The 24,719-nt window shown below is 32.5% G+C and carries 27 protein-coding genes, 2 tRNA genes and 1 riboswitch; of the genes, 3 read left to right on the plus strand and 26 right to left on the minus strand.

What is annotated here, in order from left to right; translation table 11 throughout:
- Positions 1-95: 95 nt before the first annotated feature.
- From JVU85_RS09985 to JVU85_RS10070, 18 genes are all read right to left on the minus strand, one after another.
- Positions 96-169 (minus strand) — tRNA-Gly (locus tag JVU85_RS09985).
- Between the two features lie 17 nt (positions 170-186).
- A tRNA-Leu gene (locus JVU85_RS09990) sits at positions 187-272 on the minus strand.
- Between the two features lie 310 nt (positions 273-582).
- Positions 583-1,035, minus strand: a complete 453-nt coding sequence (locus tag JVU85_RS09995) for a SprT family protein (protein WP_002509023.1) — start codon at positions 1,033-1,035, stop codon at positions 583-585.
- On the minus strand, positions 1,025-3,178 hold the full coding sequence (locus JVU85_RS10000) for a Tex family protein (protein WP_002509022.1): 2,154 nt from the start codon (positions 3,176-3,178) through the stop codon (positions 1,025-1,027). The genes JVU85_RS09995 and JVU85_RS10000 overlap by 11 nt, the downstream gene beginning before the upstream one ends.
- Positions 3,179-3,327: 149 nt before the next feature.
- Positions 3,328-4,098 carry an RNA polymerase sigma factor SigB gene (gene sigB / locus JVU85_RS10005; RefSeq protein ID WP_002509021.1) on the minus strand — a complete coding sequence of 257 codons (771 nt, stop codon included), beginning with the start codon at positions 4,096-4,098 and terminating at the stop codon, positions 3,328-3,330.
- Positions 4,073-4,552 (minus strand): anti-sigma B factor RsbW, encoded by a 480-nt coding sequence (gene rsbW / locus JVU85_RS10010; protein WP_002509020.1) that lies wholly within the window; start codon positions 4,550-4,552, stop codon positions 4,073-4,075. Before rsbW ends, sigB begins: the two co-directional genes overlap by 26 nt.
- A gap of 1 nt (position 4,553) precedes the next feature.
- Positions 4,554-4,880, minus strand: coding sequence for an anti-sigma factor antagonist (locus tag JVU85_RS10015; RefSeq protein WP_002509019.1), 327 nt, complete (start codon positions 4,878-4,880; stop codon positions 4,554-4,556).
- Between the two features lie 82 nt (positions 4,881-4,962).
- Positions 4,963-5,964, minus strand: a complete 1,002-nt coding sequence (locus JVU85_RS10020) for a SpoIIE family protein phosphatase (RefSeq protein WP_002509018.1) — start codon at positions 5,962-5,964, stop codon at positions 4,963-4,965.
- A gap of 271 nt (positions 5,965-6,235) precedes the next feature.
- Entirely contained in the window at positions 6,236-6,592 is a 357-nt protein-coding gene (locus JVU85_RS10025; RefSeq protein ID WP_002509017.1) for a type II toxin-antitoxin system PemK/MazF family toxin, read from the minus strand.
- Positions 6,592-6,762 (minus strand): type II toxin-antitoxin system antitoxin MazE, encoded by a 171-nt coding sequence (mazE, locus tag JVU85_RS10030; protein WP_002509016.1) that lies wholly within the window; start codon positions 6,760-6,762, stop codon positions 6,592-6,594. Before mazE ends, JVU85_RS10025 begins: the two co-directional genes overlap by 1 nt.
- An 88-nt stretch (positions 6,763-6,850) precedes the next feature.
- Positions 6,851-7,999 (minus strand): alanine racemase, encoded by a 1,149-nt coding sequence (gene alr / locus JVU85_RS10035; RefSeq protein ID WP_142019508.1) that lies wholly within the window; start codon positions 7,997-7,999, stop codon positions 6,851-6,853.
- A 111-nt stretch (positions 8,000-8,110) separates the two neighbouring features.
- Positions 8,111-8,464 carry a holo-ACP synthase gene (gene acpS / locus JVU85_RS10040; protein WP_002509014.1) on the minus strand — a complete coding sequence of 118 codons (354 nt, stop codon included), beginning with the start codon at positions 8,462-8,464 and terminating at the stop codon, positions 8,111-8,113.
- A gap of 42 nt (positions 8,465-8,506) precedes the next feature.
- On the minus strand, positions 8,507-8,980 hold the full coding sequence (locus tag JVU85_RS10045) for a PH domain-containing protein (protein ID WP_204172406.1): 474 nt from the start codon (positions 8,978-8,980) through the stop codon (positions 8,507-8,509).
- Positions 8,973-10,469, minus strand: a complete 1,497-nt coding sequence (locus JVU85_RS10050; RefSeq protein WP_021459212.1) for a PH domain-containing protein — start codon at positions 10,467-10,469, stop codon at positions 8,973-8,975. The genes JVU85_RS10045 and JVU85_RS10050 overlap by 8 nt, the downstream gene beginning before the upstream one ends.
- Positions 10,462-10,935, minus strand: coding sequence for a PH domain-containing protein (locus JVU85_RS10055; protein WP_002509011.1), 474 nt, complete (start codon positions 10,933-10,935; stop codon positions 10,462-10,464). Before JVU85_RS10055 ends, JVU85_RS10050 begins: the two co-directional genes overlap by 8 nt.
- Before the next feature lie 239 nt (positions 10,936-11,174).
- Complete coding sequence (gene cshA, locus JVU85_RS10060; protein ID WP_002509010.1) at positions 11,175-12,686, minus strand: degradosome RNA helicase CshA; 1,512 nt, start codon at positions 12,684-12,686, stop codon at positions 11,175-11,177.
- Positions 12,687-13,136: 450 nt separating this feature from the next.
- Entirely contained in the window at positions 13,137-14,492 is a 1,356-nt protein-coding gene (locus JVU85_RS10065) for a UDP-N-acetylmuramoyl-tripeptide--D-alanyl-D-alanine ligase (RefSeq protein WP_021459213.1), read from the minus strand.
- An 11-nt stretch (positions 14,493-14,503) separates the two neighbouring features.
- Positions 14,504-15,574 carry a D-alanine--D-alanine ligase gene (locus JVU85_RS10070; RefSeq protein WP_021459214.1) on the minus strand — a complete coding sequence of 357 codons (1,071 nt, stop codon included), beginning with the start codon at positions 15,572-15,574 and terminating at the stop codon, positions 14,504-14,506.
- Between the two features lie 238 nt (positions 15,575-15,812).
- Between JVU85_RS10070 and JVU85_RS10075 the strand changes: the two genes are divergently transcribed.
- Positions 15,813-17,009 carry an FtsW/RodA/SpoVE family cell cycle protein gene (locus JVU85_RS10075; protein ID WP_204172409.1) on the plus strand — a complete coding sequence of 399 codons (1,197 nt, stop codon included), beginning with the start codon at positions 15,813-15,815 and terminating at the stop codon, positions 17,007-17,009.
- 47 nt (positions 17,010-17,056) lie between these two features.
- On the opposite strand, the gene JVU85_RS10080 is transcribed toward JVU85_RS10075, so the two are convergent.
- From JVU85_RS10080 to csoR, 3 genes are all read right to left on the minus strand, one after another.
- Positions 17,057-17,197 carry an Lmo0850 family protein gene (locus tag JVU85_RS10080; protein ID WP_002509006.1) on the minus strand — a complete coding sequence of 47 codons (141 nt, stop codon included), beginning with the start codon at positions 17,195-17,197 and terminating at the stop codon, positions 17,057-17,059.
- Between the two features lie 169 nt (positions 17,198-17,366).
- Positions 17,367-17,573, minus strand: coding sequence for a putative copper chaperone CsoZ (csoZ, locus tag JVU85_RS10085; protein ID WP_204172412.1), 207 nt, complete (start codon positions 17,571-17,573; stop codon positions 17,367-17,369).
- Positions 17,574-17,581: 8 nt separating this feature from the next.
- Positions 17,582-17,875, minus strand: a complete 294-nt coding sequence (gene csoR, locus JVU85_RS10090; RefSeq protein WP_002509004.1) for a copper-sensing transcriptional repressor CsoR — start codon at positions 17,873-17,875, stop codon at positions 17,582-17,584.
- A 139-nt stretch (positions 17,876-18,014) separates the two neighbouring features.
- Here csoR and cls point away from each other — a divergent pair, with 139 nt between their 5' ends.
- The gene (gene cls, locus JVU85_RS10095) at positions 18,015-19,499 is read left to right on the plus strand and encodes a cardiolipin synthase (RefSeq protein ID WP_002509003.1); all 1,485 of its coding nucleotides are present in this window, start codon (positions 18,015-18,017) and stop codon (positions 19,497-19,499) included.
- A 124-nt stretch (positions 19,500-19,623) separates the two neighbouring features.
- A complete protein-coding gene (locus JVU85_RS10100; RefSeq protein WP_227006525.1) occupies positions 19,624-20,250 on the plus strand; it encodes an HD domain-containing protein in 627 nt (208 codons plus the stop codon).
- Positions 20,251-20,570: 320 nt separating this feature from the next.
- Here JVU85_RS10100 and yidC read toward each other — a convergent pair whose 3' ends face one another.
- The 5 genes from yidC to tenA form a co-directional block, all read right to left on the minus strand.
- Positions 20,571-21,437 carry a membrane protein insertase YidC gene (gene yidC, locus JVU85_RS10105; RefSeq protein ID WP_021459216.1) on the minus strand — a complete coding sequence of 289 codons (867 nt, stop codon included), beginning with the start codon at positions 21,435-21,437 and terminating at the stop codon, positions 20,571-20,573.
- 86 nt (positions 21,438-21,523) lie between these two features.
- Positions 21,524-22,159 carry a thiamine phosphate synthase gene (gene thiE / locus JVU85_RS10110; RefSeq protein ID WP_002509000.1) on the minus strand — a complete coding sequence of 212 codons (636 nt, stop codon included), beginning with the start codon at positions 22,157-22,159 and terminating at the stop codon, positions 21,524-21,526.
- A gap of 3 nt (positions 22,160-22,162) precedes the next feature.
- The gene (gene thiM, locus JVU85_RS10115) at positions 22,163-22,945 is read right to left on the minus strand and encodes a hydroxyethylthiazole kinase (RefSeq protein ID WP_204172414.1); all 783 of its coding nucleotides are present in this window, start codon (positions 22,943-22,945) and stop codon (positions 22,163-22,165) included.
- Complete coding sequence (gene thiD / locus JVU85_RS10120) at positions 22,938-23,759, minus strand: bifunctional hydroxymethylpyrimidine kinase/phosphomethylpyrimidine kinase (RefSeq protein ID WP_002508998.1); 822 nt, start codon at positions 23,757-23,759, stop codon at positions 22,938-22,940. Before thiD ends, thiM begins: the two co-directional genes overlap by 8 nt.
- Positions 23,746-24,441 carry a thiaminase II gene (tenA, locus tag JVU85_RS10125; protein WP_002508997.1) on the minus strand — a complete coding sequence of 232 codons (696 nt, stop codon included), beginning with the start codon at positions 24,439-24,441 and terminating at the stop codon, positions 23,746-23,748. The genes thiD and tenA overlap by 14 nt, the downstream gene beginning before the upstream one ends.
- A 76-nt stretch (positions 24,442-24,517) precedes the next feature.
- A riboswitch (TPP riboswitch) is annotated at positions 24,518-24,619 on the minus strand.
- Positions 24,620-24,719 lie beyond the last annotated feature (100 nt).

Genomic DNA, 24,719 nt, shown 5'->3' on the forward strand with positions numbered 1-24,719 from the left:
CTCTAACACGTTTAAACCAACAATCTTTGTCGTTGTGTTTGGAATTAACGTTGACATATTGCGATTCAGTTTTCAATGTTCATTTAAGATTTGATTGGAGCGGGTGATGGGAATCGAACCCACAACATCAGCTTGGAAGGCTGAGGTTTTGCCATTAAACTACACCCGCATATTACAATTGATTTTTGGTGCGGCCGAGAGGATTTGAACCTCCACGGGATTACTCCCACTAGGCCCTCAACCTAGCGCGTCTGCCATTCCGCCACGACCGCTAGGCAAAACGGTTAGTACTTCATCAGAACATTAACTATTGTAACGTAATGTTAACGTGATGTCAACACTTTTGTTATTTGGTTTTAACATACTTAATATGTACTCAATAATTGCAGTTATTATTTTTGCAACGTTTATTATCATATACCATGATTCTTACATCGTCAATTGTTTTTAATGAATTTTTTAATTTTATAATCTAAAATAAGTTACGATTTACCTTTAAATATCAATTTTATTCAAAACATCACTTTTATACGCTAATAAAACAAATAGAGAGCTGTAACATTTGTTACAACTCTCTATTTGTTATTTCTTTTCTATTAATGTTAATTTTTGATGGCACAGACTGCAGACCATTTTACGAGTATTAACTTTACGAATTCTCATGAACTTAGTTTTACAATTAGTGCACTCATAAATATAATTTGCACGTGATTCATAACTTTCAAGTGGTTCACAATATCTTGGTGCATTTACTTGTTTGCTTAATTTTTTGAAATCATAATCTTTATGTTTGTAACCTTTGCCTTCTAAATGTAAATGATAGTGACATAACTCGTGCTTTATAATATTCGTCAATGCTTCCATGCCATACATAGTATATTGTTTGTGATTTATTTCAATATTATGTGAATGCAACAAGTATCTTCCGCCTGTAGTTCTTAATCTGTTGTTAAAATAGGCTCGATGCTTAAAAGGCTTGTTAAAATTTTCTAAGGATACCTTTTCAACACAACTTTGTAATTCATTATTTTGCATATGGATCAACCATAGTTAATGCTACCTTGCCTTTTTGCTCATCTATATCGACAATCCATACGTCTACTATATCGCCTACACTAACGATATCCATAGGATTTTTCACAAATTTCTTGGCAAGTTTTGAAATATGCACTAAGCCATCTTGTTTTACCCCGATATCAACAAATGCACCAAAATCTACTACATTACGTACTGTTCCGCTTAATTTCATGCCTTCAGTTAAATCTTCTATAGATAACACATCAGATTTTAAAATAGGTGTTTCATAGTTGTCTCTTGGATCTCTATTAGGTGCAATCAATGCTGCTATAATATCTTCTAAAGTAGGTAATCCAACATTTAGTTGTTCTGCAATTTGTTGCTGGTCTATCTTTGTGAGTTTATCTTTTAGCAGTTGAGAGCCTAAATCGCTTTTAGTTAAGCCAATATCATTAAGTAAGTTATTTGTTATATCATAACTTTCAGGATGTATTGCTGTATTATCTAATGGTTCTTCACCATCAACAATACGTAAAAATCCAATACTTTGTTCAAAAGTTTTAGCTCCTAAACGTTTTACTTTAGCGATTTCTTTATAATGTTTAATTCCACCGTGTTCTTCTCTATATTGAATTAAATTATCTGCAATTGTACGTGACAACCCTGCCACATGTTGTAATAAAGAATGTGATGCAGTATTTACATCTACTCCTACTTGGTTTACAGCTGTTTCCACGACAAACGTTAATGCTTTTTCTAACTCTTTTTGGTTTACATCATGTTGGTATTGCCCCACACCGATGGATTTTGGATCTATTTTAACGAGTTCGCTCAATGGATCTTGTACTCTTCTACCAATTGACACTGCACTTCGTTCTTCTACTTGAAAATCTGGAAACTCTGCTCTTGCAATTTCAGATGCTGAATAGACAGATGCACCTGCTTCGTTAACAATGATAAATTGTACATTGAGGTTATGTTGTTGAATCATATTTGCAACAAATTGTTCTGTCTCTCTACTTGCAGTTCCATTACCAATTGCTATTAAATCTATGTTATAGTCTTTAACACATTTTAAGAAAATACTTTCTGCTTCTTTTCTTTTATTAATTGGCGGATGCGGATACATAACACTTTTAGCTATAAATGTACCGAATGGATTAATTATTGCTAACTTACATCCCGTTCTAAAAGCTGGATCCACACCTAAAATCTGTTTTCCTTTTAATGGAGGTTGTAACAATAAGTTTTTAAGATTTTCGCTAAAGACATCAATTGCATGATTTTCTGCTTTTGTAGTTAAATCACTTCGTATTTCACGCTCAATTGAAGGCATGATTAGTCGTTTCAAACTATCTTGAATTGCTATAATTATCAAATCACTATTCGGATTGTTTTCTGTTATTTCTTGTTTGCGGATAAAGTTTTCAAGTCCTGTAGAATCCATTGCTATTTTAGCAGTTAAGACTTTTTCATTTTCGCCTCTATTTATCGCTAAAATTCGGTGATTAGCAATGCTCTTAATGGGCTCACTAAAATCATAATACATTTCGAAAATTGATTTTTCATCTTCAGCATTCTTTTTCTTCTGAGTGATTATTTTTCCTTGTTGATATGTATCTTTTAAAATTTTCGTTCTGTATTTTGGATTATCTGAGATTTGTTCTGCCAAAATATCTTGTGCACCTTTTATGGCTTCATCCATAGTTTGGACTTCCTCTGAGATATACGTTGGAGCAAGTTGTTGTATTGGTGTTGTATTATCACCTTTCTTGATGATATCCGCTAGCGGTTGCAATCCTTTTCTTTTAGCCTCAGTCGCTCTAGTTTTTTTCTTTTGTTTAAATGGTCGATATAGATCTTCAACACGTTGTAATTTTGTTTGTTTTAAAATATCTTGTTTTAATTCATTCGTTAATAATCCTTGCTCTTCAATATTATGAATTACTTCTTCTTTTCTTTTAAGCAAGTTAACCATATATTGATATTCATCATTAATTAATTTAATTTCAACTTCATCTAGCCCACCAGTTTGTTCTTTTCTATATCTGGCGATAAATGGCACAGTATTTTTATCTTCTAATAATTCAAGTACAGAGTTTATCTGTTTTTCAGAAAAACTATACTTCTCTCGAATTGATGTAATTAAATTTTTATTCATATTATCCTCCGTACGTTGCTATTGTAATTCATTAGTTATTTTAACATATTCTATGTATTCTACTTTTATAATCACTACACATTAGTCTCCAATAATTATAAATGCATATAAAATAAGACAGAAACTTTGTACTCGTTTCTGTCCAATCATTATTTTTTTGCAGCTTCTTGTAATTTTTTAATTGCGGTACGTTGAAGGCGAGATACGTGCATTTGGCTTAAACCAATACGTTCTCCTGTTTCTTTCTGACTCAAACCCTCAATGAATGTACATTGAATGATTTGTCTTTCTCTTTCTGATAATATAGGTAGAATTTTTTCTAAAATCATGCGCTTTTCTGTTAAGTCATAATTATCATCTTGTTGGCCCATAATATCTAATAAAGTTACAGTTGACCCATCTTTATCCGCTTCAATAGAATGATCGACACTCAACGCATTATAACTTTGACTCATTTCCATAGCTTCTAATACGTCCTCATCGCTCACTTCTAGCCTATTGGCAATTTCAGAAATTGATGGTGAACGTTCTAACTCGTTAGTTAATTCATCACTGACCTTTTTAATTCGTGGACCTATTTCTTTAATTCTTCTCGGTACATGGACACTCCATGTTTTATCACGAAGGTAGCGTTTAATTTCTCCTATAACTGTAGGAACTAAAAATGCTTCGAACTTTCTATCAAAAGATAAGTCGAATCTGTTTATCGCACCAATTAAACCAACCATACCGACCTGAACTAAATCTTCATGATGAGATTGCCCCTTTGAGTACCTATAAGCTAATGACTCAATGAGTTTACGATAATGTTGAACTAAATGATCTTGCGCATTTGTCGCTTCATTATTTTGATGTTCTTTTATCCATTTATTAATTTGTTCAGGTGATACATCATTAACTGATTTCGACTCTTTCGCCATTATTTCGCACCTGCTCTTTTTTAATATACTTTATCATACTGATCGTTACACCAGATTTTTTATCTACTGTAACTTCATCCATTAATGACTCAATTAAAAACAGACCTAATCCACCTTCTCTTAAGAAGTCAATATTTTCATTTTCTTGGTAAGGTCCTAATTGTGCTTTTGTTTCTTCGTAATCAAAGCTTTCACCTTGATCTGATATTATAATTTTAATTTTATCTTCAAAAATTTCAAAACAAAGGTTAATCATACCTACTACAGCGCCATCTTTATATGCATGTTTTACGGCGTTTGTTACTGCTTCGCTCACTGCTATTTTAGCATCTTCAATATCGTCATATGTTGCGCCAGCTCTTGAGAATACGCCAGATAAAGTTAATCTAATTAAACTCACATATTCTGCAGAGGCTGGTAAGCGCATTTCAATATAGTCCTGTTTAGTTTGCATGTTATTCAACCTCCGTTCCTTCATTAACATGCATCAAATCTTTTAACCCTGTAATATCAAAAAGACGGCTAATTCGATCAGAAGCACCTAATATATATAATTCCTTATTATTTTGATTCAATGCTTTTAACGTTCCTACAAAAAGACCTAATCCAGTTGAATCCATGTAACTCACGTTTTCTAAGTTCACGTGCACATTATGAGTGCCTTCCTGACGCATTGGTACTAGTACCTCTTCTAATTCTGGTACAGTGTATACATCAAGTTCACCGCCAACTTTTACTTCATAATATTCATCATGAGTTATCGTTTCAATGTTAAGATTCATTTTACTACACTCCTAATTATAGTCTTATTTCTTCATGCTATACCCCTAATAAACAAAAATATTCTATTAAAAAATAAACAAATTAATTTACACGTTTAATGATTAAAATCGTTAAATCATCTCTTTTTTTAGGATTTTGTATTTTCAAGATGGCTTCGTATAACAGCTGCACAATGTCTTGCGGATGCATATGTTTATACTTGTGTATCATATCAAGTAATTGGTCTTTATTTATAAATTCGCCTTCTTCATTTCGAACCTCTGTAACACCATCAGTAAATATAATTACTAAATCATCTAAAAAAATCGGTATTTCTTGTTGTTGATATCTCGTTTGTTGGCTTACACCTAACACTCTACCACGTACATCTATTTCTTCGAATGTTTGAGTTTCAGCTCTATATATATAACCAGGCTCATGTCCTGCTGAACTACAATATAATAAATGGTTCATCTCTTCATATAACCCATAAAACATAGTTACAAACATATTTTGGTTAACATTTTTTTCTACAACACGATTTAATCGCTTTAACCCATCACTTGGTAACTGTGAATGACCATATGAATCCATTCCGAATTTAATCATGCTCATTGCTAGTGCAGCTGGAATACCTTTACCAATAACATCTGCTACTGCAAAACTCATAGTACCGTCTTTGTGGTCAATCAAATTAAAATAGTCTCCACTTACTTTTTGTGCCGCAACTGAAATGACACCTATTTGGATACTATCAAACTGTGGAATATCTGTTTTTAGCATTGTTTGTTGTAACCTCGAAGCTAAATCCATTTCTTTATCATGGTATTGGAGGCGATCGACCATCTGCTGGTAATCTCTATAACTATAACCAAAACCTTTCACAATTTCTTCAAGAACCACTAAGCTTTCTAAAATTTGACTTTGTTCTAAATCAAGTAAAGTTATATAGTCTTTGTGTATTTCCACAATATGTTCTGGCAAAATATCTCGTTTAATAACTTCATCAGTAAAAGCTTCGCATTTTTTTAATAACGCATCTTTGCCAACAGAGGTCAAACTTAAATCTATCAGTGCTCTATATTGCTTTTTAAATTCTTCCACGCTGTTAAACCTCCTATATCAATACAATTACCATTTACACAGCATTGATTGAGTGCTACTTAATATTAATATATCACTTATTAATATTAATCAAAAATAGTGCTAGATGTAAACTAAAAGTTAAAAAAGCCTTAGGGTTTCCTAAAGCTTTTCGAAGTGTATTACTTATTTTACAACGTATTCGAACCCTATATTATTCTAAACGGTGTGACGTGCTAATTTAATTTAATATGTTTGTTAAACTTTTATATTATAACATCCAACTGTGCCTTTACTTATGATGCCTATTATTATGTAATCCTAAACTTATGTCAATTGCTATGTTGACTTCTTTCATTTTATCTTCTGATAAGTATGTTAACTTTTCTTTTAATCTTTTTTTATCTAACGTTCGAATCTGCTCAAGTAATATAACTGAATCCTTATCCAATTTATACTTTTTCTTTTCAATTTCAACATGTGTTGGTATTTTAGCTTTATTTATCCTACCAGTGATTGCAGCTACAATCACGGTAGGACTATATTTATTACCAGTATCATTTTGAATAATTACAACTGGTCTTACTCCCCCTTGTTCAGACCCTTGTACTGGTGATAAGTCAGCTAAGTAGACGTCTCCTCGTCTCATTAGTCATTAGTGTTACTAGCACTAATATATGATTCGTTGCAATCACAAGCTTCACATTCGAATGGAAAAGCTTCTGCTGCAAGGGAGAGATTCAAATCAGCCATTTGGGAATAGCCTTCTTTTAAAGATTGTTCTATGTTATGATTTCTACTTTGGTTAAAACTTGGCATGAATAAAACCTCCGTGTGAGTCAAGAAATAGTTTACTATGTGTATCTAATTACATTCATAATAACAAATTTTAAAATCAGTGACTATACTATTTTAATAATTCATTGTGAATTTCTAAGTCTTTAGTACCATAATAAACTCTTGGCAAACGTCTGCCGAGGTTACAAAGCACTTCATAATTTATTGAATGTTGTTGTAATGCCAAGGCTTCAGCAGCTTGTGGTGAATCTGCATGATGATCCATTAAAATGACTTTATCACCAACTTGAATATCTTCAGAGATTTTAATTATTATTTGATCCATACACACTTTGCCAATGATTTCACACTGTTGTCCATTAACATTGACATTAAATCCAGTCATTAATCGAGGAAAACCATCAGCATAACCAACTGGTAATATTGCAATTCTCGTAGGCTCTGTCGCAGTGTAAATACTACCGTAACTGACTGATTCTCCAACAGCTAGTGTTTTAGTTTGTACTACCTCTGTAACCCACTGTGCGGCAGGCTTTAAATGTACTTTGACATTTTCTTTAACATACGCCGATGGATAGTAGCCGTACAATGAGATACCAATGCGCACTGCATTGCAAAATTGACTATCTTTCATTAATGCGCCAGCTGAATTTTGCGAATGAATATAGCGCGGCTTTATGGCAGAAGATACTATTGTTTCAAAGCGCTGTTGTTGTTTGTTCATTGAATCACCAGGTTCATCAGCACAAGCAAAATGAGTGTATACACCTTCAAATATTAAATGATCATAGTCATTAATTAAGTCAATCGTTGATTGGTATTCATCTGCAGTAGTCATCCCTAATCTGCCCATACCAGTATCTATTTTAATATGTAACCATAAATCTTTAGCGTTGTTTTCTGGTATTTCACCTACAGCTGTTTGTAACCACTCTAATGATGGTACAGTCACTGCTACTCTATGTTGAATTGCTTTACTAATATGAGCAGTAGGTATTACTCCTAGTACTAATATTTGAGCGTGAACACCATGCATACGTAGTTCGATTGCTTCATCTAATGTTGCTACTGCAAAAAAATCTACACTTTGCTCTACTAATTTTTTGGCAATTGGAATACTTCCTAGTCCGTAACCATTTGCTTTAACTACAGGAATAACTGTTTTATTAGGGTGTAACTTTTTAAATACTTGATAATTCGATGCTATTTCATTTAAATCAACATTTATATAGGTCGATCTGTAATATTTATCGGTCATTAAATATTTCCTCCTATTTTCACTCACATCACCAAAAGATAATTTATTAATAATTTAATTTTATAATAAATAGTTTGCCTATCCAACGAAAAGGTATCTTAAGTTGATAATTTATTGATATTCTAAGGTTACTTGACTCATTGCATAATGTTCGGTATGTGTAATACTTACATGCACATTAAAGCCATCGTAGATAATACAAGGCTTTCCTAAGTCATCATTAAAGCAATCTATGTCACTAAAGGCTATAGTTTTTCCTAAACCTGTCCCCAAGGCTTTACTAAAAGCTTCTTTACATGCAAAACGGCCTGCTAAAAATTCTATTTTTCGTTGATTATTATTAAAACTATGAAACTGTTGTTGTTCATTTGTAGATAAGATTCTGCTTAATAACTTTTCTTGTCTTTCATATAAAGTTTGAATACGTTGTATTTCAATTAAATCTATTCCAATACCATGTATCATAGTATCCACTTCTTTCATCTAATAATTTACTCACTTACAGCATCATTTCATCGGTGCTTTAATATGTTGCTTTAACAACTCTGCTTGGTCTTTTGTTATTAACATAATTTGTGCATTACCACCTGCTGTAGACAAAATAATATTAGCTAAGTGATATTTACGCATAATAATACCTTCATATGTATCAACATTTTGAATTCTAAATAATGGGATACTTTGAGTCGTTATAAACCATAATCCACTTTGAATTTTTAATTCATCATTAATGAGTTGATATTTAAAATTTTTAAAACGATATCGTGGTATGACCACACCATTAATTATAAAGTTCAAAATGCCCAAAATACATACACTAAATACTATCCAAAATATGACTGGAAAACTAAAAAAATCAAGCCATAAAACTTCGATTATTAAAAAAATTAATGCAGCAGTAATGAAAGACACTGAAAATATTAATGACTTTATACCCATGACACGCATGCTTTTTTCATCCATTCGTTTATAGTTATTCATGGCCGTCACCTCTTAAATACCAAGCTTTCAAATCTAACGCTTGTTGCTTCTCTACAAATCGTAATCCTATTTTCGTATTAGCGATTCCTTTTGCTACGATACACTTAAAGCTACGTAATTTACTTTTATCCATAAATGGATTACTAGTAAGTTCCATACCTAATATTTTATCTTTCTTTAAATAAAATTGCTTAATTCCAATTAACGAAACGTTTCTTATTACTAATTGATCATCGAAATAATATAAACCAGAGCTTTTAACTGTAATGACAGCATTTATAATTAACAATATTATAATCATACAGATAACTACCATTACCCAAATCGTCCAAAAATAACTAAGTGCCGCTCCAATAATTAATAGTATCGCCGCTTCTTTAATAAAATAACGATGGAATGCTCTGTTAGGCATAATTTTTGCTGCAGGTTTAAATTCAAATGAAGGTACTAATTCTTGTAGCATGCGATAAGCAGAATTACGTTTAATAAATGGTAGTATCAAAACATTACCATCAGCCATAGTTGTATCATCGCTTTCAACTTTTGTATCACTTGTAGTAACAAACGTTATTGATGTTACACCAAATAATTTTCTTACAAACGATTGTTTTTCTAATATAGCTTGAACCCTGTTTGTAGGTACTGTAATATTTTTCACATTAAATAAGCCATATCTAATAGTCAGCTGATCATTGTGTGCAGATAAAGTATAGTTATAGTATCTAATAAAGACAATTAATGTTCCAATCACATAACTTATGATTAGGATTATTGCTACAAGTAGTGACACTATAACAAATATAGCTTGTGAGATATTTGCTACTTTCTCTGATAGCCGCTCCCAAGGAATAACTTCTGAAAAACTACCTATTATCGGTGCTATAGTAGCCAATGCGATGCCTATTGCACCACTTGTCATAGCCATGAATAGTAATTGTTTCTTTGATAATTTAAATAAAACTTTATGTGGTGTACTAGCACTATTATAGTCTTGTCCTTCTTGTGTCACATTTTCTACGCTATCTGTCACTTCTTGCTGTTCTTCATTTTGCATTTGTTTTATCGTGTTACGAATATGCTCACTTTGTAATTTAGACACAGTATCTAATTCCACACCATCACTAGGTGTTTTGATTTGTAGTTTCACACCACCGACGATTTGATGTATAACACCTTGTGATGTATCTACGGTTTGAATACGTCTAATATTTAATTCTTTGCGTTTTTTGGTCACAATACCATAGTCCATAATGAAATGGTCATTTTCTATCCAATATTTTGTCTTATAAACTACCAAGGCGTGATATATAAAAGTTATTATGAAGATCGTTAAAATAATACCAGGATATATATATGCTTTAGGATTAGCGAAATCAAAGCTATCCAAATTAAAGATAATAAAAATAAAGATTAACACAATGTTTTGCTTAATTGCTTCAATAACACCAGAAAGATACGATATTGGATGCAGTTTTTGAGGCTTATACATCAAAATCAGCCCCCTTTAATTGCTTAAGTGTGTCATTTTCAAATTGAATAGCTATGTTTTCATCTAACAGCGGACAGTCAATATTATGTCCAGCTGATACAGCAGATATTTTGCATAATCTCAATTTTTGTAATAAGGGATTACTTTTTCTTATTAAAAATTGTGTTCTTTCAATTTTGAAAACCTCATTTGCTTTAAATATAAATGCTTTATGTATTTCAATATGATTACCGTCGAATCGATAATACGTATATTGATATTTCAACCAAGGCCATATCAAATTGTAGCATGTAACAATTATAAACAATCCAATCCAAAGGTAAATAAGCCCATCTGACCAGTGCGCAAAATACCCAGTGACCCCTAACATTAGGATAATAATAAGCTGTATTACATAGTACATAGACGCCAACAAATAATAATATTGCAATGTCCTTTTCGGGCTTTTAACAAAATGTGGTGTCATAGATTATAATTCTCCTCTATCGCCAAATTTTTCATTTAGTATATCATATATGTATAGGACAATAAATTAGCTTCACAACATCACAAATCACTCTTCACCAATTATCCACTAGATCAAAATTAATTACCATTATGCGTTAAAACATATGCTCGTAACTACAAATTTCAAAAACATAAGAAAAGGTTGGAACAAATTAATGTTCCAACCTCGTAACTTAAACTCATATATGATGATTAATTTTATTTTTTATGGTCTGCGAATGTGCGACCTTTCATTGTTTTCTTATTGTCTTTACGGTCAGAAGGTCTATCCTTCTTTCCTTTTTTGTTATTGTAACCACCTTTGGCACGACGGTTTTTGTTATCAAATTTATTGCCACGTTTGTTGTTGTTATTATTTCTGCGTGGACCTTTTGATTGTCTACCTTTTCGTGCTAATGGTTTTTCAAATGTCAATTGTACTTCTACTTCATCATTTGCTTCAACAAGTTCTTGTAATAATGATGCAACTAATTCTACGTCATTGTATTCTTCAAGTAACTCAGTAGAGATACGTTGTAATCTAGGCTCATTTTCTTTAGCCATCCAGTTTTGAACTTTTTCTTTAATGTCATTTTCACGCGCTTTTAAAACTTCTTTTCTATGAGGTGGGCGTAATGCATTCATTTGACGATTGTTCGCTTGTTCAATTTGACGGATGTAATCCATTTCAATTGGATTGACGAATGTTACCGCAATACCCTCTTTACCAGCACGTCCTGTACGTCCAATTCTGTGCGTATAACTTTCTGTATCTTGAGGTATATCAAAATTGTATACGTGACTTACTCCAGAAATATCTAAACCACGCGCTGCTACATCAGTAGCTACTAAAATATCAATTTGGTCGTTTTTAAATTTCTTCAATACTTCTAAACGTTTTGCTTGTGTTATATCTCCGTGTAAACCTTCAGCTTTATACCCTTTAGTTAATAAAGCACTCGTTAACTCATCAACACGTCGTTTAGTACGTCCAAATACAATTGCTAATTCTGGTTGATGTACATCTAGGAAGTTCGTGAAAGTATCAAATTTTTCTAATTCTTTAACTATTGTATAGAATTCTTCAATTTGTGGATTTGATGTTTTATCATTCATCGTTTTAACGATTTCTGGATTATTCATAAATTGTTGTACTAATGTTTGAATTGCTTTAGGCATTGTAGCTGAGAATAACATCGTTTGACGTTGTTCTGCTGGGATTTTATCCATAATAAATCTCATATCATCAATGAATCCCATATTCATCATTTCATCAGCTTCATCTAATATCAATGTATGAATGTCAGCCGTTTTTAAAGTACGACGATTTAAATGGTCAATAACACGTCCAGGTGTACCTACCACGATTTGAGGTCCTTTTTTCAAGGCTTTAATTTGGCGATCTATTGGCATACCACCAAAAACAGTTACCACTTGTACTTTTTGATTTTTACTAAATGCTTTAAGTTGTTCTGCAACTTGCATAGCCAATTCTCTTGTTGGAGCTAAAATTAGTGCTTGTACCCCTTCACGTCCTACAACTTTTTCTATTAATGGGATACCAAATGCACCTGTTTTACCTGTACCTGTCTGTGCCTGACCTAGGACATCTTTACCAGCTAATGCAAAAGGGATGCTATCTTTTTGAATTGGTGTAGCTTCACTAAACCCCATTGCTTCTAAGGTTTCTACTGTTTTTTCTGAAACCCCTAGTTCTTTAAAATTTTGCAATATAATTCTCCTTTATTATCCTTAATTTCTATACATATATGTTCATTTAAGTTTCTTCAACTTCTTAATAGTACCACCTCAACAATATTATCGCAATAAAGCAAAATTACATAACTGCAATTAATCCGATACTTTTCAACTTTAATAAATCAAATAAATATTGCAATATATAGGTTGTAAGCGGTTAATTTGTTTTTCTACATTCATTTTTATTAGTCTAATTAATTTTTAAATTTATCAATATAGCGAATTCAAACTTCTTTTATATTTATAAATCATAAAAAAGGAGTGGAACAGAAATCTAATTTTTAAAAGATTGCGTCGTCCAACCCCGAAAATAATAACTAGAACTGAAAAAACATCATTTAAAGGACATTTTCAATTCAGTCACCTACTGACAATATAAAATGAGGCTGGGATGCATCAATGATGTCCCAGCCTCTTCAAATGTTAAATAAGTTTATTAACAACTTCTTCCAATTGCATTCCTCTGGAACCTTTAACCAATACTTTATCTTGTGGTTCGATTTCCTTCGAAATTGTTTCGATAAGTTGTGATTTGTCGGTAAAGTGTTGGGCAATTGACACATGTTGTTGTGCTTTATTATATATATATTGTGCTTCGTGACCAAATGTATACAAAACATCTATTGCCTTTTCTGCTAAATATGTGCCTACGCTTTCATGCATTGATTGACTATTCGGTCCTAATTCCAATACATCACCTAAAATCAAAATTTTTCTACCTGACATAGCTGATAATGTATCTATAGCTGCTCTCATACTTGTTGGACTGGCATTATATGCATCATTTATAACAATGGCACCGTCTTCAGTGATATGTTGCTCCATGCGCATTCCCGTTAACTTGAGTTGTGTTAAATTACGATAGATTGTATCGTAATCTAATCCTAAGTGCTTACCAATCGCAATAGCGATGGCAGCATTTTTCATATTATGCGTCCCTAATATTGGTAAATCATATTGTTCTTCACTGTTGATGTTAAAAGAAATACCTTCAGTTTCTATATCTTGCACATTACAAACATATGTATTTCCATCTTTTATGCCAATACTAGCAAGCTGCACATCTTGTAAATTAGCTACATGTGGTGTTAATAAAGGTTCATCACCATCATAGATAAACAAACCATTTGATTGTAATCCTGTCGTAATTTCAAATTTAGCTTGTGCAATCCCTTCCCGTGATCCTAAATCTTGCATATGGGATTCCCCAATATTTGTAATTACTGCGATATCGGGTTGAGCAATGTTTGATAGAAGTTCAATTTCGTGAAACCCAGACATACCCATTTCTAAAATAGATATTTCAGTATCTTGATCTAATTGTAAAATTGTTAATGGCATGCCAATTTCATTATTATAATTACCTAGAGTTTTTTTCACTTTAAATTGAGGCTTCAGTACACTTTCAATCATATCTTTAGTCGTCGTCTTACCATTAGAACCTGTTACTGCAATCACTTGTGGATTGACATGTTTTAAATACGCTTGTGCTAATTGTTGTAAAGCTTTTAATGTATCATCTACCCAAATAATTGGTCCTGTTGGAACTTCAGATAAATCACTATCTTTTTGGTAGAAACATGCACCTGCGCCATCTGCTAAAGCTTGTGATACGAATTTATGTCCATCTACATGTTCACCTTTAAAAGGTACAAATAACATATCTTGTTTAATTTGGCGAGAATCTATCTCCACACCTCTTATAATGTTATCTAAATATTGTGTGTCGATGTCACAATCAATCCAAGACTTTATTTGTTTTAACTTTACTTCAATCATTTTCAACCGCCTCAATCAATACTGTATTTATTTTTCTTCTTATCTTCATGCTTCTGTTTTGCTAATTCAATTAACTTTTTAACTAACTCTGAATAGCTTAGCCCCATGTTTTCCCATAAACTTGGATACATACTATAGGCTGTAAAACCTGGCATTGCATTTGTTTCATTAATAAAAATTTGATTATCTTCAGTTACAAAAAAGTCTGCACGGAGTAATCCAGAACAATCCGTTGCTTTAAATGCTTCTATAGCCATGTTGCGTAATGTAAGTTGCACTTCTTTATCTAAATCTGCTGGAATTTCCAAGCTGATTTTGCCATCTTTATATTTTGATTTATAATCATAAAATGCTACATCTTTAACAACTTCACCTGGCCAAGTCGTTTCAGGATAATCATTGCCCAACACCGCTACTTCAATTTCACGAGCATCGATTCCTTGTTCAATAACAAGTTTGCGGTCAAATTGAAATGCTTCTTCAATACCTTTTTTAAGTTCTTCTTCATTGTTACATTTGCTTATACCGACACTTGAACCTAAGTTAGCTGGTTTTACAAAGACTGGGTATTCTAATTTATCATGTACTAATTTCAAGATATTACTTTCATATTTTTGATATTCACTTCTTAAAAAGCTCACGTAAGGTAATTGAGGCAAACCTCTATGTGCGAACAACTGTTTCATGACAAGTTTATCCATTGAGCTTGAAGCTGCTAATACACCATTTCCAACGTATGGTAAATCTAATACTTCAAATAAGCCTTGAATCGTACCATCTTCACCATTTGGTCCATGTAACAATGGGAATACTGCACTATATGGCTTACTATTATTGCTTGTTGTTAGTAGCTGTGAAATTTCACCCGCTTCAACATCATTTAATCGTAATGTTTCAATATCAGAGATTTCTTTTGTGATATCTGATTGTTTCTTCCAGTCACCATCATTAGTAATATAAATAATATCTATTTTATATTCATCTTTATCAATCGCATTAATGACGTTTTGTGCTGTTAAAATCGATACATCATGCTCTGCACTTTTACCTCCATATACGATACATATATTTTCTTTAGCCATCTTTTTTGCCTCCATATACAATTCTTAAACTACATCATATCACGATTATACTAATCTTTGCATTTGTAAACTAACTTGAATTCAATTAAATTTTGCACTGAAGATTAGAAATAGCTTTTATACTTCATATTAATAATAAATTTCCCTTAACGCTAGTCTCATTCTGGCAATATAATTAAAAGTTCGGTAAAATTAATATATATTATTAATGAAAGAATATGGTTTAAAGGAGTATGCAATGCTTAGTTCACGTCGTTTAAAAGATAATCATTGGATTAGACGCGTCGACTGGATATTAGTTGGCGTTATTGTGTTATTAGCAATTATAAGTGTAAGCACTATCAATTCTGCTATGGGCGGCGGACAATATAGTACAAACTTTAGTATTAGACAAATAATGTATTACGTACTTGGTGCTATTATCGCATTTTCAATAATGCTTATCTCACCAAAAAAATTAATGAAGTATACATACTTTTTATATTTTATACTTTGTATAGGGTTATTTATATTAATTGTTATACCTGAAACCCCGTTCACGCCGATTATAAATGGTGCTAAAAGTTGGTATAAACTAGGACCTATAAGTGTACAACCTTCAGAGTTTATGAAAATTGTCTTGATTATGGCACTAGCAAAATTAGTAACAAGACATAATAAATTCACCTTTAACAAATCAGTGGAATCAGACTTCAAACTACTATTAAAAATAATTGCCATGTCTGCGTTACCAATGGCGCTAATTTTATTACAAAATGACTTAGGTACAACGCTCGTTTTATGCGCTATTATTGTTGGGGTTATTGTTGTTAGTGGCATTACATGGAAAATTATCGGTCCATTATTTATAGCAGGTATTGTTATTGGTGGTTCAATTATTTTATCAATAATTTATAAACCTTCTCTCATTGAAAATGTGTTGGGCGTTAAAACGTATCAGCTTGGACGTATCAATTCTTGGTTAGATCCTTATTCATATAGTAGTGGCGATGGCTATCATTTAACAGAATCATTAAAAGCAATAGGTTCTGGGCAATTATTTGGTAAAGGGTTCAATCATGGTGAAGTTTATATTCCAGAAAATCACACTGATTTTATCTTTTCAGTTATTGGAGAGGAATTTGGTTTTATCGGATCTGTAATTATATTGTTAGTCTTTTTAGCTCTGATGTTCCATTTCATGCGCCTTGCAACGCATGTTGAACATCCATTTAACAAAACCTTCCTCATAGGCTATACAGCATTAATTTTATTCCATGTTTTACAAAACATTGGAATGACGGTGCAGTTACTGCCTATTACGGGGATTCCATTACCTTTTATTAGCTATGGTGGTAGTTCATTATGGAGCTTAATGTGTGGTATTGGCATTATTTTATCTATTGCTTATTATCAACCCAAACAATATGCTGCACAGCCCGTTTCATCTGACTAAATTGCAATAAAAAAAGGATTTTAGCTTTACGCTAAGATCCTTTTTCTTTATTTCAAACGATTCGTTGCTTTCGCAGTGCTTGGCAAAGTATGCATAACTTCAAATCTTGATTTAGTTTTCTTTATGTTTACACCTAATGATGATAATAGCTTCACTACATTGTGCAACTTGTCATTGTTATTATTCATATCATCACTCCTAACTATGTACCTTATATTTAATCTTACCCTATTTATATTCATGTTACTACAATATTTCATAATTTTTTTGAAATATTTATTTATCCTTCCATATTTTTGCATTATAAAAAAATTAAAAAACCACAGAAGTTATTTTATTAAATGACTTCTGTGGCTTTTAAAATAGAATGGTATATCCATCATCATATATTTCTTTTTCGATATTATTTAAGTTAGCTGGTGTATCAAATGTAATCTGAACAATACTTTTCTCGAGGCTAACGTGTACTTGATGGACTCCAATAATATTTAACAATTTTTGTATTAATTGTGCTTGTTGTTTATAAGACGTTAAACCCGCTAAAAAGATGACTTTTGATTCCATGTTCACCCCTAATCTTTCATGAGCTTTTGAAATGTTACTAGTAATTCTTCCATAGCCGCTTCTTGCTCGCCCGCGTTCACTTTGTCCATAATACAGCTCTTCATATGATGATCTAATAATTTTGTAGCAACACTGTTTAACGCAGAACGCGTTGCTCTGATTTGTGTTAAGACATCATCACAATAAACATCTTCATCAATCATTCTATTAATCGCTCTTACTTGCCCCTCTATACGATTCAAACGTGATTTTAAATTGGCTTTTGTCTGAGTAGAATGATGCGCTTTGTCTACCTCTGTCATGTGAAACACCTCTCTTTTTAATTCAACATCATAATATACCCCCTTGACGTATATGTCAAGTGATAAAAAGCCTACTTCATGTTACAATAGTGAAGAGTTTCGACAGTAAGACTACATAGTTACTTGGAGGTATGCCACTATGATTGAACTATTTACAATGTTTTACCATAATTCTAATGTCATATTAAACATTGTACTTATTAGTGCGTTTATCTTAAATTTAATATTTGCTTTTACTATTATCTTTATGGAACGCCGTTCTGCCGGTTCAATTTGGGCTTGGTTATTAATTCTCGTATTAATACCTTTATTAGGATTTATCGTATACTTATTATTTGGTCGTCAAATACAAAGAAAACACATTTTCAAAATAGATGAAAGCGACAAAATTGGTATAGAGATGATTGTAAACGAGCAACTTGAAGCTTTAAAAAATGATGATTTTTCAAAAGGCAATCATCAAATTGTTAAATTTAAAGATATGGTACAAATGTTGCTCTATAATAATGCTGCCTTTTTAACTACCGATAATGAAGTTACTATTTATACGGATGGCAGACAAAAGTTCGATGCTTTATTAAATGATATTATTCAAGCTAAGGATTACATACATATCCAATATTACATCTTTAGAAATGATAATTTAGGAAAAAGCATATTAACGGCATTGGAACAAAAGTTAACCGAAGGCGTTGAGGTAAAAATGCTTTATGATGATATGGGTTCACGTACATTGTCATTAAAAGATTTTAAATCTTTTCGCAAAAATGGCGGTCAAGTTGAAGCATTCTTCCCTTCGAAGTTACCATTAATCAATTTACGTATGAATAACCGTAACCACCGGAAAATTGTCATTATCGATGGTCAAATTGGTTATGTCGGTGGCTTTAACGTCGGTGATGAATATTTAGGACTGAAAAAGAAATTTGGCTATTGGCGTGATACCCACTTACGTATAGTAGGAGATGCAGTGAATGCATTGCAATTACGTTTTATGCTCGATTGGAATTCACAATCTACACGTGACAATCTACAGTATGAAGATCGCTATTTCCCAGATGTTAATTCTGGTGGAACAATAGGTGTTCAAATTGCTTCCAGTGGTCCAGACGAAGCATGGGAACAAATTAAATATGGCTATTTGAAAATGATTGCTTCTGCAAAAGAATCAATATACATTCAATCACCTTATTTTATTCCTGATCAAGCTTTCTTAGATGCTGTTAAAATTGCAGCTTTAGGTGGAGTTAATGTCAATATTATGATACCTAACAAGCCTGATCATCCTTTTGTATATTGGGCTACTTACAATAATGTCGCTTCTTTATTAGAGGCCGGTGTCAATATTTATCATTATGATAATGGCTTCTTACATTCTAAGTCCGTAGTAATAGATGATGAAATTGCTAGTGTGGGTACTGCTAATATGGACCACCGAAGTTTTACGTTAAATTTCGAAATCAATGCATTTATCTATGATATAGAAGTTGCACAACAATTACGTGCTGCTTTCGAAAATGACTTAAATGTATCCTATCGCTTAACACAAGAATTATACAATCAAAGAAGTTTGTGGATTAAATTTAAAGAAGGCATAGCAAGATTATTATCACCGATTTTATAACAGTTTAATCATTAATAATTATAAATAATTAAACTTAGTTTTTACAGATATATTTTATGATAGCTTAGTCGAATGGAGTGATCTTTTGAATCCAGAACGCCAAATTACACGTGCATATGAATACATGTCTGCATTCCATCAAAACGATACTACTGGGCATGATATTGCACATGTATCACGAGTGGTAAAACTAGCAACACATATTGCTTCACTCGAACAACCCGCGGATTATTTTATTATTAAAATGGCCGCATTATTACATGACACTGTCGATACTAAATTAACTAATGCTACGACTGCCAAAAACAAACTACAAGCATTTTTATCTGAAATTGGCGTTTCATCACGTGACGCAACTCATATCTGTTTTATTATTGCTCATATGAGTTTTAAAAATGGCCAAAACAATGATATAACCCTGTCTAAAGAAGGCCAAATCGTCCGTGATGCCGATCGTTTAGATGCAATTGGCGCCATTGGCATTGCTCGAACATTCCAATTTGCTGGCCACTTTAATGAAGCGATGTGGTCAGGTGATGTTACATTAGAAGCATTAGAACAAAACGAAGTATCACTTGATCAATTATCACCATCGGCAATTAAGCATTTTTACGAAAAATTATTCACACTTAAATCTTTAATGCATACAAATTCAGCAAAAGCAATTGCCCAACAAAGACATCAATTTATGGAATTATATATTCAACAATTTTTCGCTGAATGGAATTTTCAATACGAAACTGAAATATAAAAAGAGTACGGACATAAATAGTTCTGATTAAAAAATAAACGTCAATTTCTATTGTGCAAATATAGAAATTGACGTTTTCTTTAGTTTTATAAAATTTTGTATATTCAAACGCATTAAGACGAAACCAAGTTCTTATTTATATTGAAACTTGCTGATACTCGGAGAATAGGATGAGTGAGAGACTATACCTAAGCAAGTATGCACAGTTAATATCGTCTAACTTAAAATATAAAGAGGACCACTCCTAAAATGGATTGGTCCTCTTTTTGCTTACATTGAAGCTAATAATTGAGTTGAAATTTTCTTAATATCTTATTCAATTATTTCTTTTTCTTCTTTGAAGCAATTTGAGTGTTCTTACCTTTTTTCTTATTGCCTTCTTCTTCTTTGTTAAATGCTTCTAACATAGGTGCAACTTCTCTTTTAGCAACTTTTGAATAATGCATATTTGCTATTTGTGTTTGGATAATCAAGAATGCGGCACTGACAGACCAATATAAGCCAAGTGCTGACGCTGAACTTAATGAAATCCAAACTATCATGATTGGTGAAATTACCATCATCATATAACCCATTTGTCGTTGTTCATTAGGCATACTTAAACTTGATACATATGCTTGTAAGAAATATAAAATACCGGCAATAATCGTAATCCAAATATCTGGTTTAGATAAGTCGAACCATAAAAAGTTCGGGTGATCTGTAAAGCCACCACTTGATGGATATTTTAATACGAAGAATAATCCCATAATTACTGGCATTTGAATTAGAATTGGTAAACAACCTAACATACTCTTCATTGGATTCATGTCATATTTTTTATAGACTTCCATCATTTCTTGGTTAGCTGCCATTTTCTCTTCTTGAGTACGTGAACGTTTCACTTTTTCTTGAATTGCATCAATATCAGGTTTAGCAACCTTCATTTTTTCACGCATCATATGACTATTTTTATAATTTGATAACATGAACGGTAATAAAATAATACGAATTGCTAAAACAATAACAATAATAGCCAAGCCATAATCATTATTAAACGTTTGACCTAACCAATGTATAACTTTATCCATCGGTTCAACAAATGTATTAAAGAAAAAACCATTTCTATTTTCTGGTTTTGAATAGTCACACCCTGCTAAAAATACCATTACTCCTAGAAGTAAAGGTAGTAGCGCTTTTTTCTTCATTTTTCCACCTCTAATGATATATTCACACAAAAATCATTTTATCATATTCAACATAAAGTGGAAATCAAAAACAAAAATTTTATCTTTTATTCTACAGATTGTAAAAAATATCGAATTGTTTTTGTAATATCGTCACTTTTACTTATTGCAGAAATCACTGATATACCATCCGCACCTGCTGCTAAGACAGGCTGAAAGTTACTCGTTGTGATACCACCAATTCCTACAATAGGCATGTTTCCAACTAAACTACGCAGTGTTGTTATCATTGTCGGGCCAACTGGTGCATTAGCGTCTGCTTTCGAACTCGTATCAAACATTGGTCCTACACCGATATAGTCAATATAACTCAAATCAGATTGTTTATACTCCTCAACTGTACCTACACTTAAACCTATTATTTTGTTTGTAAAGTGTTGTCTAAATTGCTGCACATCAGTATCATTTTGTCCTACATGAACACCATCCGCTTCAATCGTCAATGCTAACTCAATATCATCATTAACAATAAATGGGACGTTATAACCTTTACACAACGTGTGCAACTTACGTGCTAATGCTTCTTTCTCAGCTCCTTGTAAAGCGCTTGATCCTTTTTCTCTAAACTGAAACATTGTGATACCTGCTTCTAACGCAGTCTTCAATATTTGTTCAATCGACTGACCATCATTTATATCTTGTGTGCCACAGATAAAATATAGTCGTAAATCTTCTTTTTGCATTACTTACACCTCTTTAACTTGCCGCTGTGTCAAATAATCATCGTATGTTACGTTATACAGCGCATCAATAAACTGAGTCAAAAATGACCCCGGACCATCAGCTACTTGTGCAGCATGCTCTGCAGCAATATTATAAATGGTCACAGCTTCTGCAATATCATCAATTTTTGGCTCTAATTGTTTATTTACAAAGCTAGCAATAATTCCACCTAATAAACATCCTGCGCCTGTGATACGGGTTAACATAGCCGTGCCATTAGTTAATTTTAGTATTTTACCTTCATGTGCGATGACATCTGTTTCACCAGTAATGACTATAGTTGTTTGTAATAATTGCTGTGCTTTTTTGGCAATTGTTACTACATCTAATGTGGTATTACTATCTGTACCTTTCATTGTTGTTTGGGAATCAATTAATGTTAATATCTCAGAAGCATTCCCTTTAATGACGGTTACATCTACTTCTTGTAAAAACTGTTGACAGAATGCTTTTCTAAATTGTGAAGCACCGACAGCTACTGGATCAAAAACAATAGGTGTACTTTCTTCATTAGCTATTTTGGCTATTTCTAACATATCTTTAGCACTATGTTTGGTTAACGTACCAATATTAATCACTAAAGCACCAGCAACTTGTAAAAATTCAACAGCTTCCTCTGGCGCTTCACTCATTGCTGGGCTGGCACCAATACTTAATAAACCATTAGCAGTAAAATGTTTAACTACATCATTGGTATAACATATAACTAATGGGTTGTGTTGACGCAGTTTTTCTAAATTATTCATCATCTAAACCTACCTTTTTCATATAAGCAAAATGGTTAACTGGGCCTCTGCCATAACCTATTTCCGGTGTATATTCAATACTTAAAGAAATAAATTTTTTGGCTTTTTTAACAGCATCATAAATCGATTTACCCTTAGCAAGTTCAGCCGTAATTACAGCTGAGAAAGTACAGCCCGTACCATGTGTATGTTTAGTTTCAAAACGTGGTTCAGTAAATGTAAACACATCATCTTGAGTAAATAAATAATCCTTTGACTCAGTTAAATCAGCCGAATGACCTCCCTTTATCACTACGCCTTTACTACCAATTTCTTTGATAAATATGTTACCTGCTTGATAAATAGAAGACTCATCATTAATTTTGATACCAGTAATTTCTTCTGCTTCTGGAATATTTGGTGTAGCAACCGTTGCATAAGGCAACAATATAGACTGTAAGTGTTGTTTACCGACGTCTTCCATTAACGAATCACCACTTTTAGCAAGCATAACTGGGTCTATAACATATGGCTTTTCTGGATGTTGCTTAATATAAACTTGGATACGTTCCATCATATCTTTTGAAGCAATCATACCTGTTTTTAACGCTTGTGGTTGCTCATCATCATAAATACTTTCTAGTTGTTCGCTTAACCACTCAGGGTCAAGATTATGAATGTGCTGTACACCTTTAGTGTTTTGTGCAACGATACTTGTAATAGCTGCCATTCCATAAACACCACATGCATGAAAAGACTTCAAATCTGCCATTACGCCTGCACCACCTGTTGGATCAGTACCTGCGACAGTCAAGGCTATTTTAGGCTTTTTCATTAACTTTCCCTCCATAATTCCATTCTTCTTGTACATATGCCATATTGAAAAATCGTCGCTCATGTATTGTACTTTGTAGGAAAGCATCTTTAATTTGGACTAATTCTTCGTTAGAGCAATTTACTGTTAGTCGATCGATCAGTTGATCAAAAATATTTACTAAGGCATCCATTTCAGTACTATAAAACTCAAACCATTTTACTAATACACTTGAGTTATTTAACTTACGATCTTTGAGTGCTTGTTGTGCGATTACTTGATAAACATATGGACATGGCGCCATTGCTGCAATTGTATGTGCGGCATTCTCTTTAGTGTAAGCATTGTAATACATATGTTTAATATAATGATCTCCACTCGGTGGCCACACTTTTTCTTGTACAATAGCATCGTAATTTTCACCCACAAAATCGGCAATAATTTCATGAGCTTCTACTTCACCTTCAACAATAAATTGAATTTGTTCTACTAAAAATTGAACATCTTCTAACTTTTCCATTTTGGGAATGAGTAAAGCGTATATGTTCGCAAACTCTTTTAAATATGAAGCATCTGCTCTTAAATAAAATTTCGCTGCAGCTTCTGACAAAGTGCCAGTTAACATGTCTTGTATAAAACCATCTTGATAAATATCATCAATGATGGATTGTGATGCAGTTTTTAACTCTTGTGAAAATGTCATGTATAATTCCTCCTATTAAAAAAACCACATTCAACGTAAGAATGCAGTACAAATTAGGCAGAATTAAACTATGCTCTACTTTATTAGTCCACTTTCCTACGTTGGTATTAACCAAATCAGGTTATAAGGGTCTGATAACTAATATCATCTCAGCCAATAGGCACCCCTAGCAGTTTTATTATTATATTACTATTAACATAACAAAATCCTATTCATATTGCAAAATTAGATATAAATAGGGAGTGGGACAGAAATCCGATTTTGAAAAAATGATTTCG

Origin of the sequence: Staphylococcus sp. GDY8P72P, assembly GCF_016890655.1 — a bacterium.
Classification (GTDB): domain Bacteria; phylum Bacillota; class Bacilli; order Staphylococcales; family Staphylococcaceae; genus Staphylococcus; species Staphylococcus arlettae.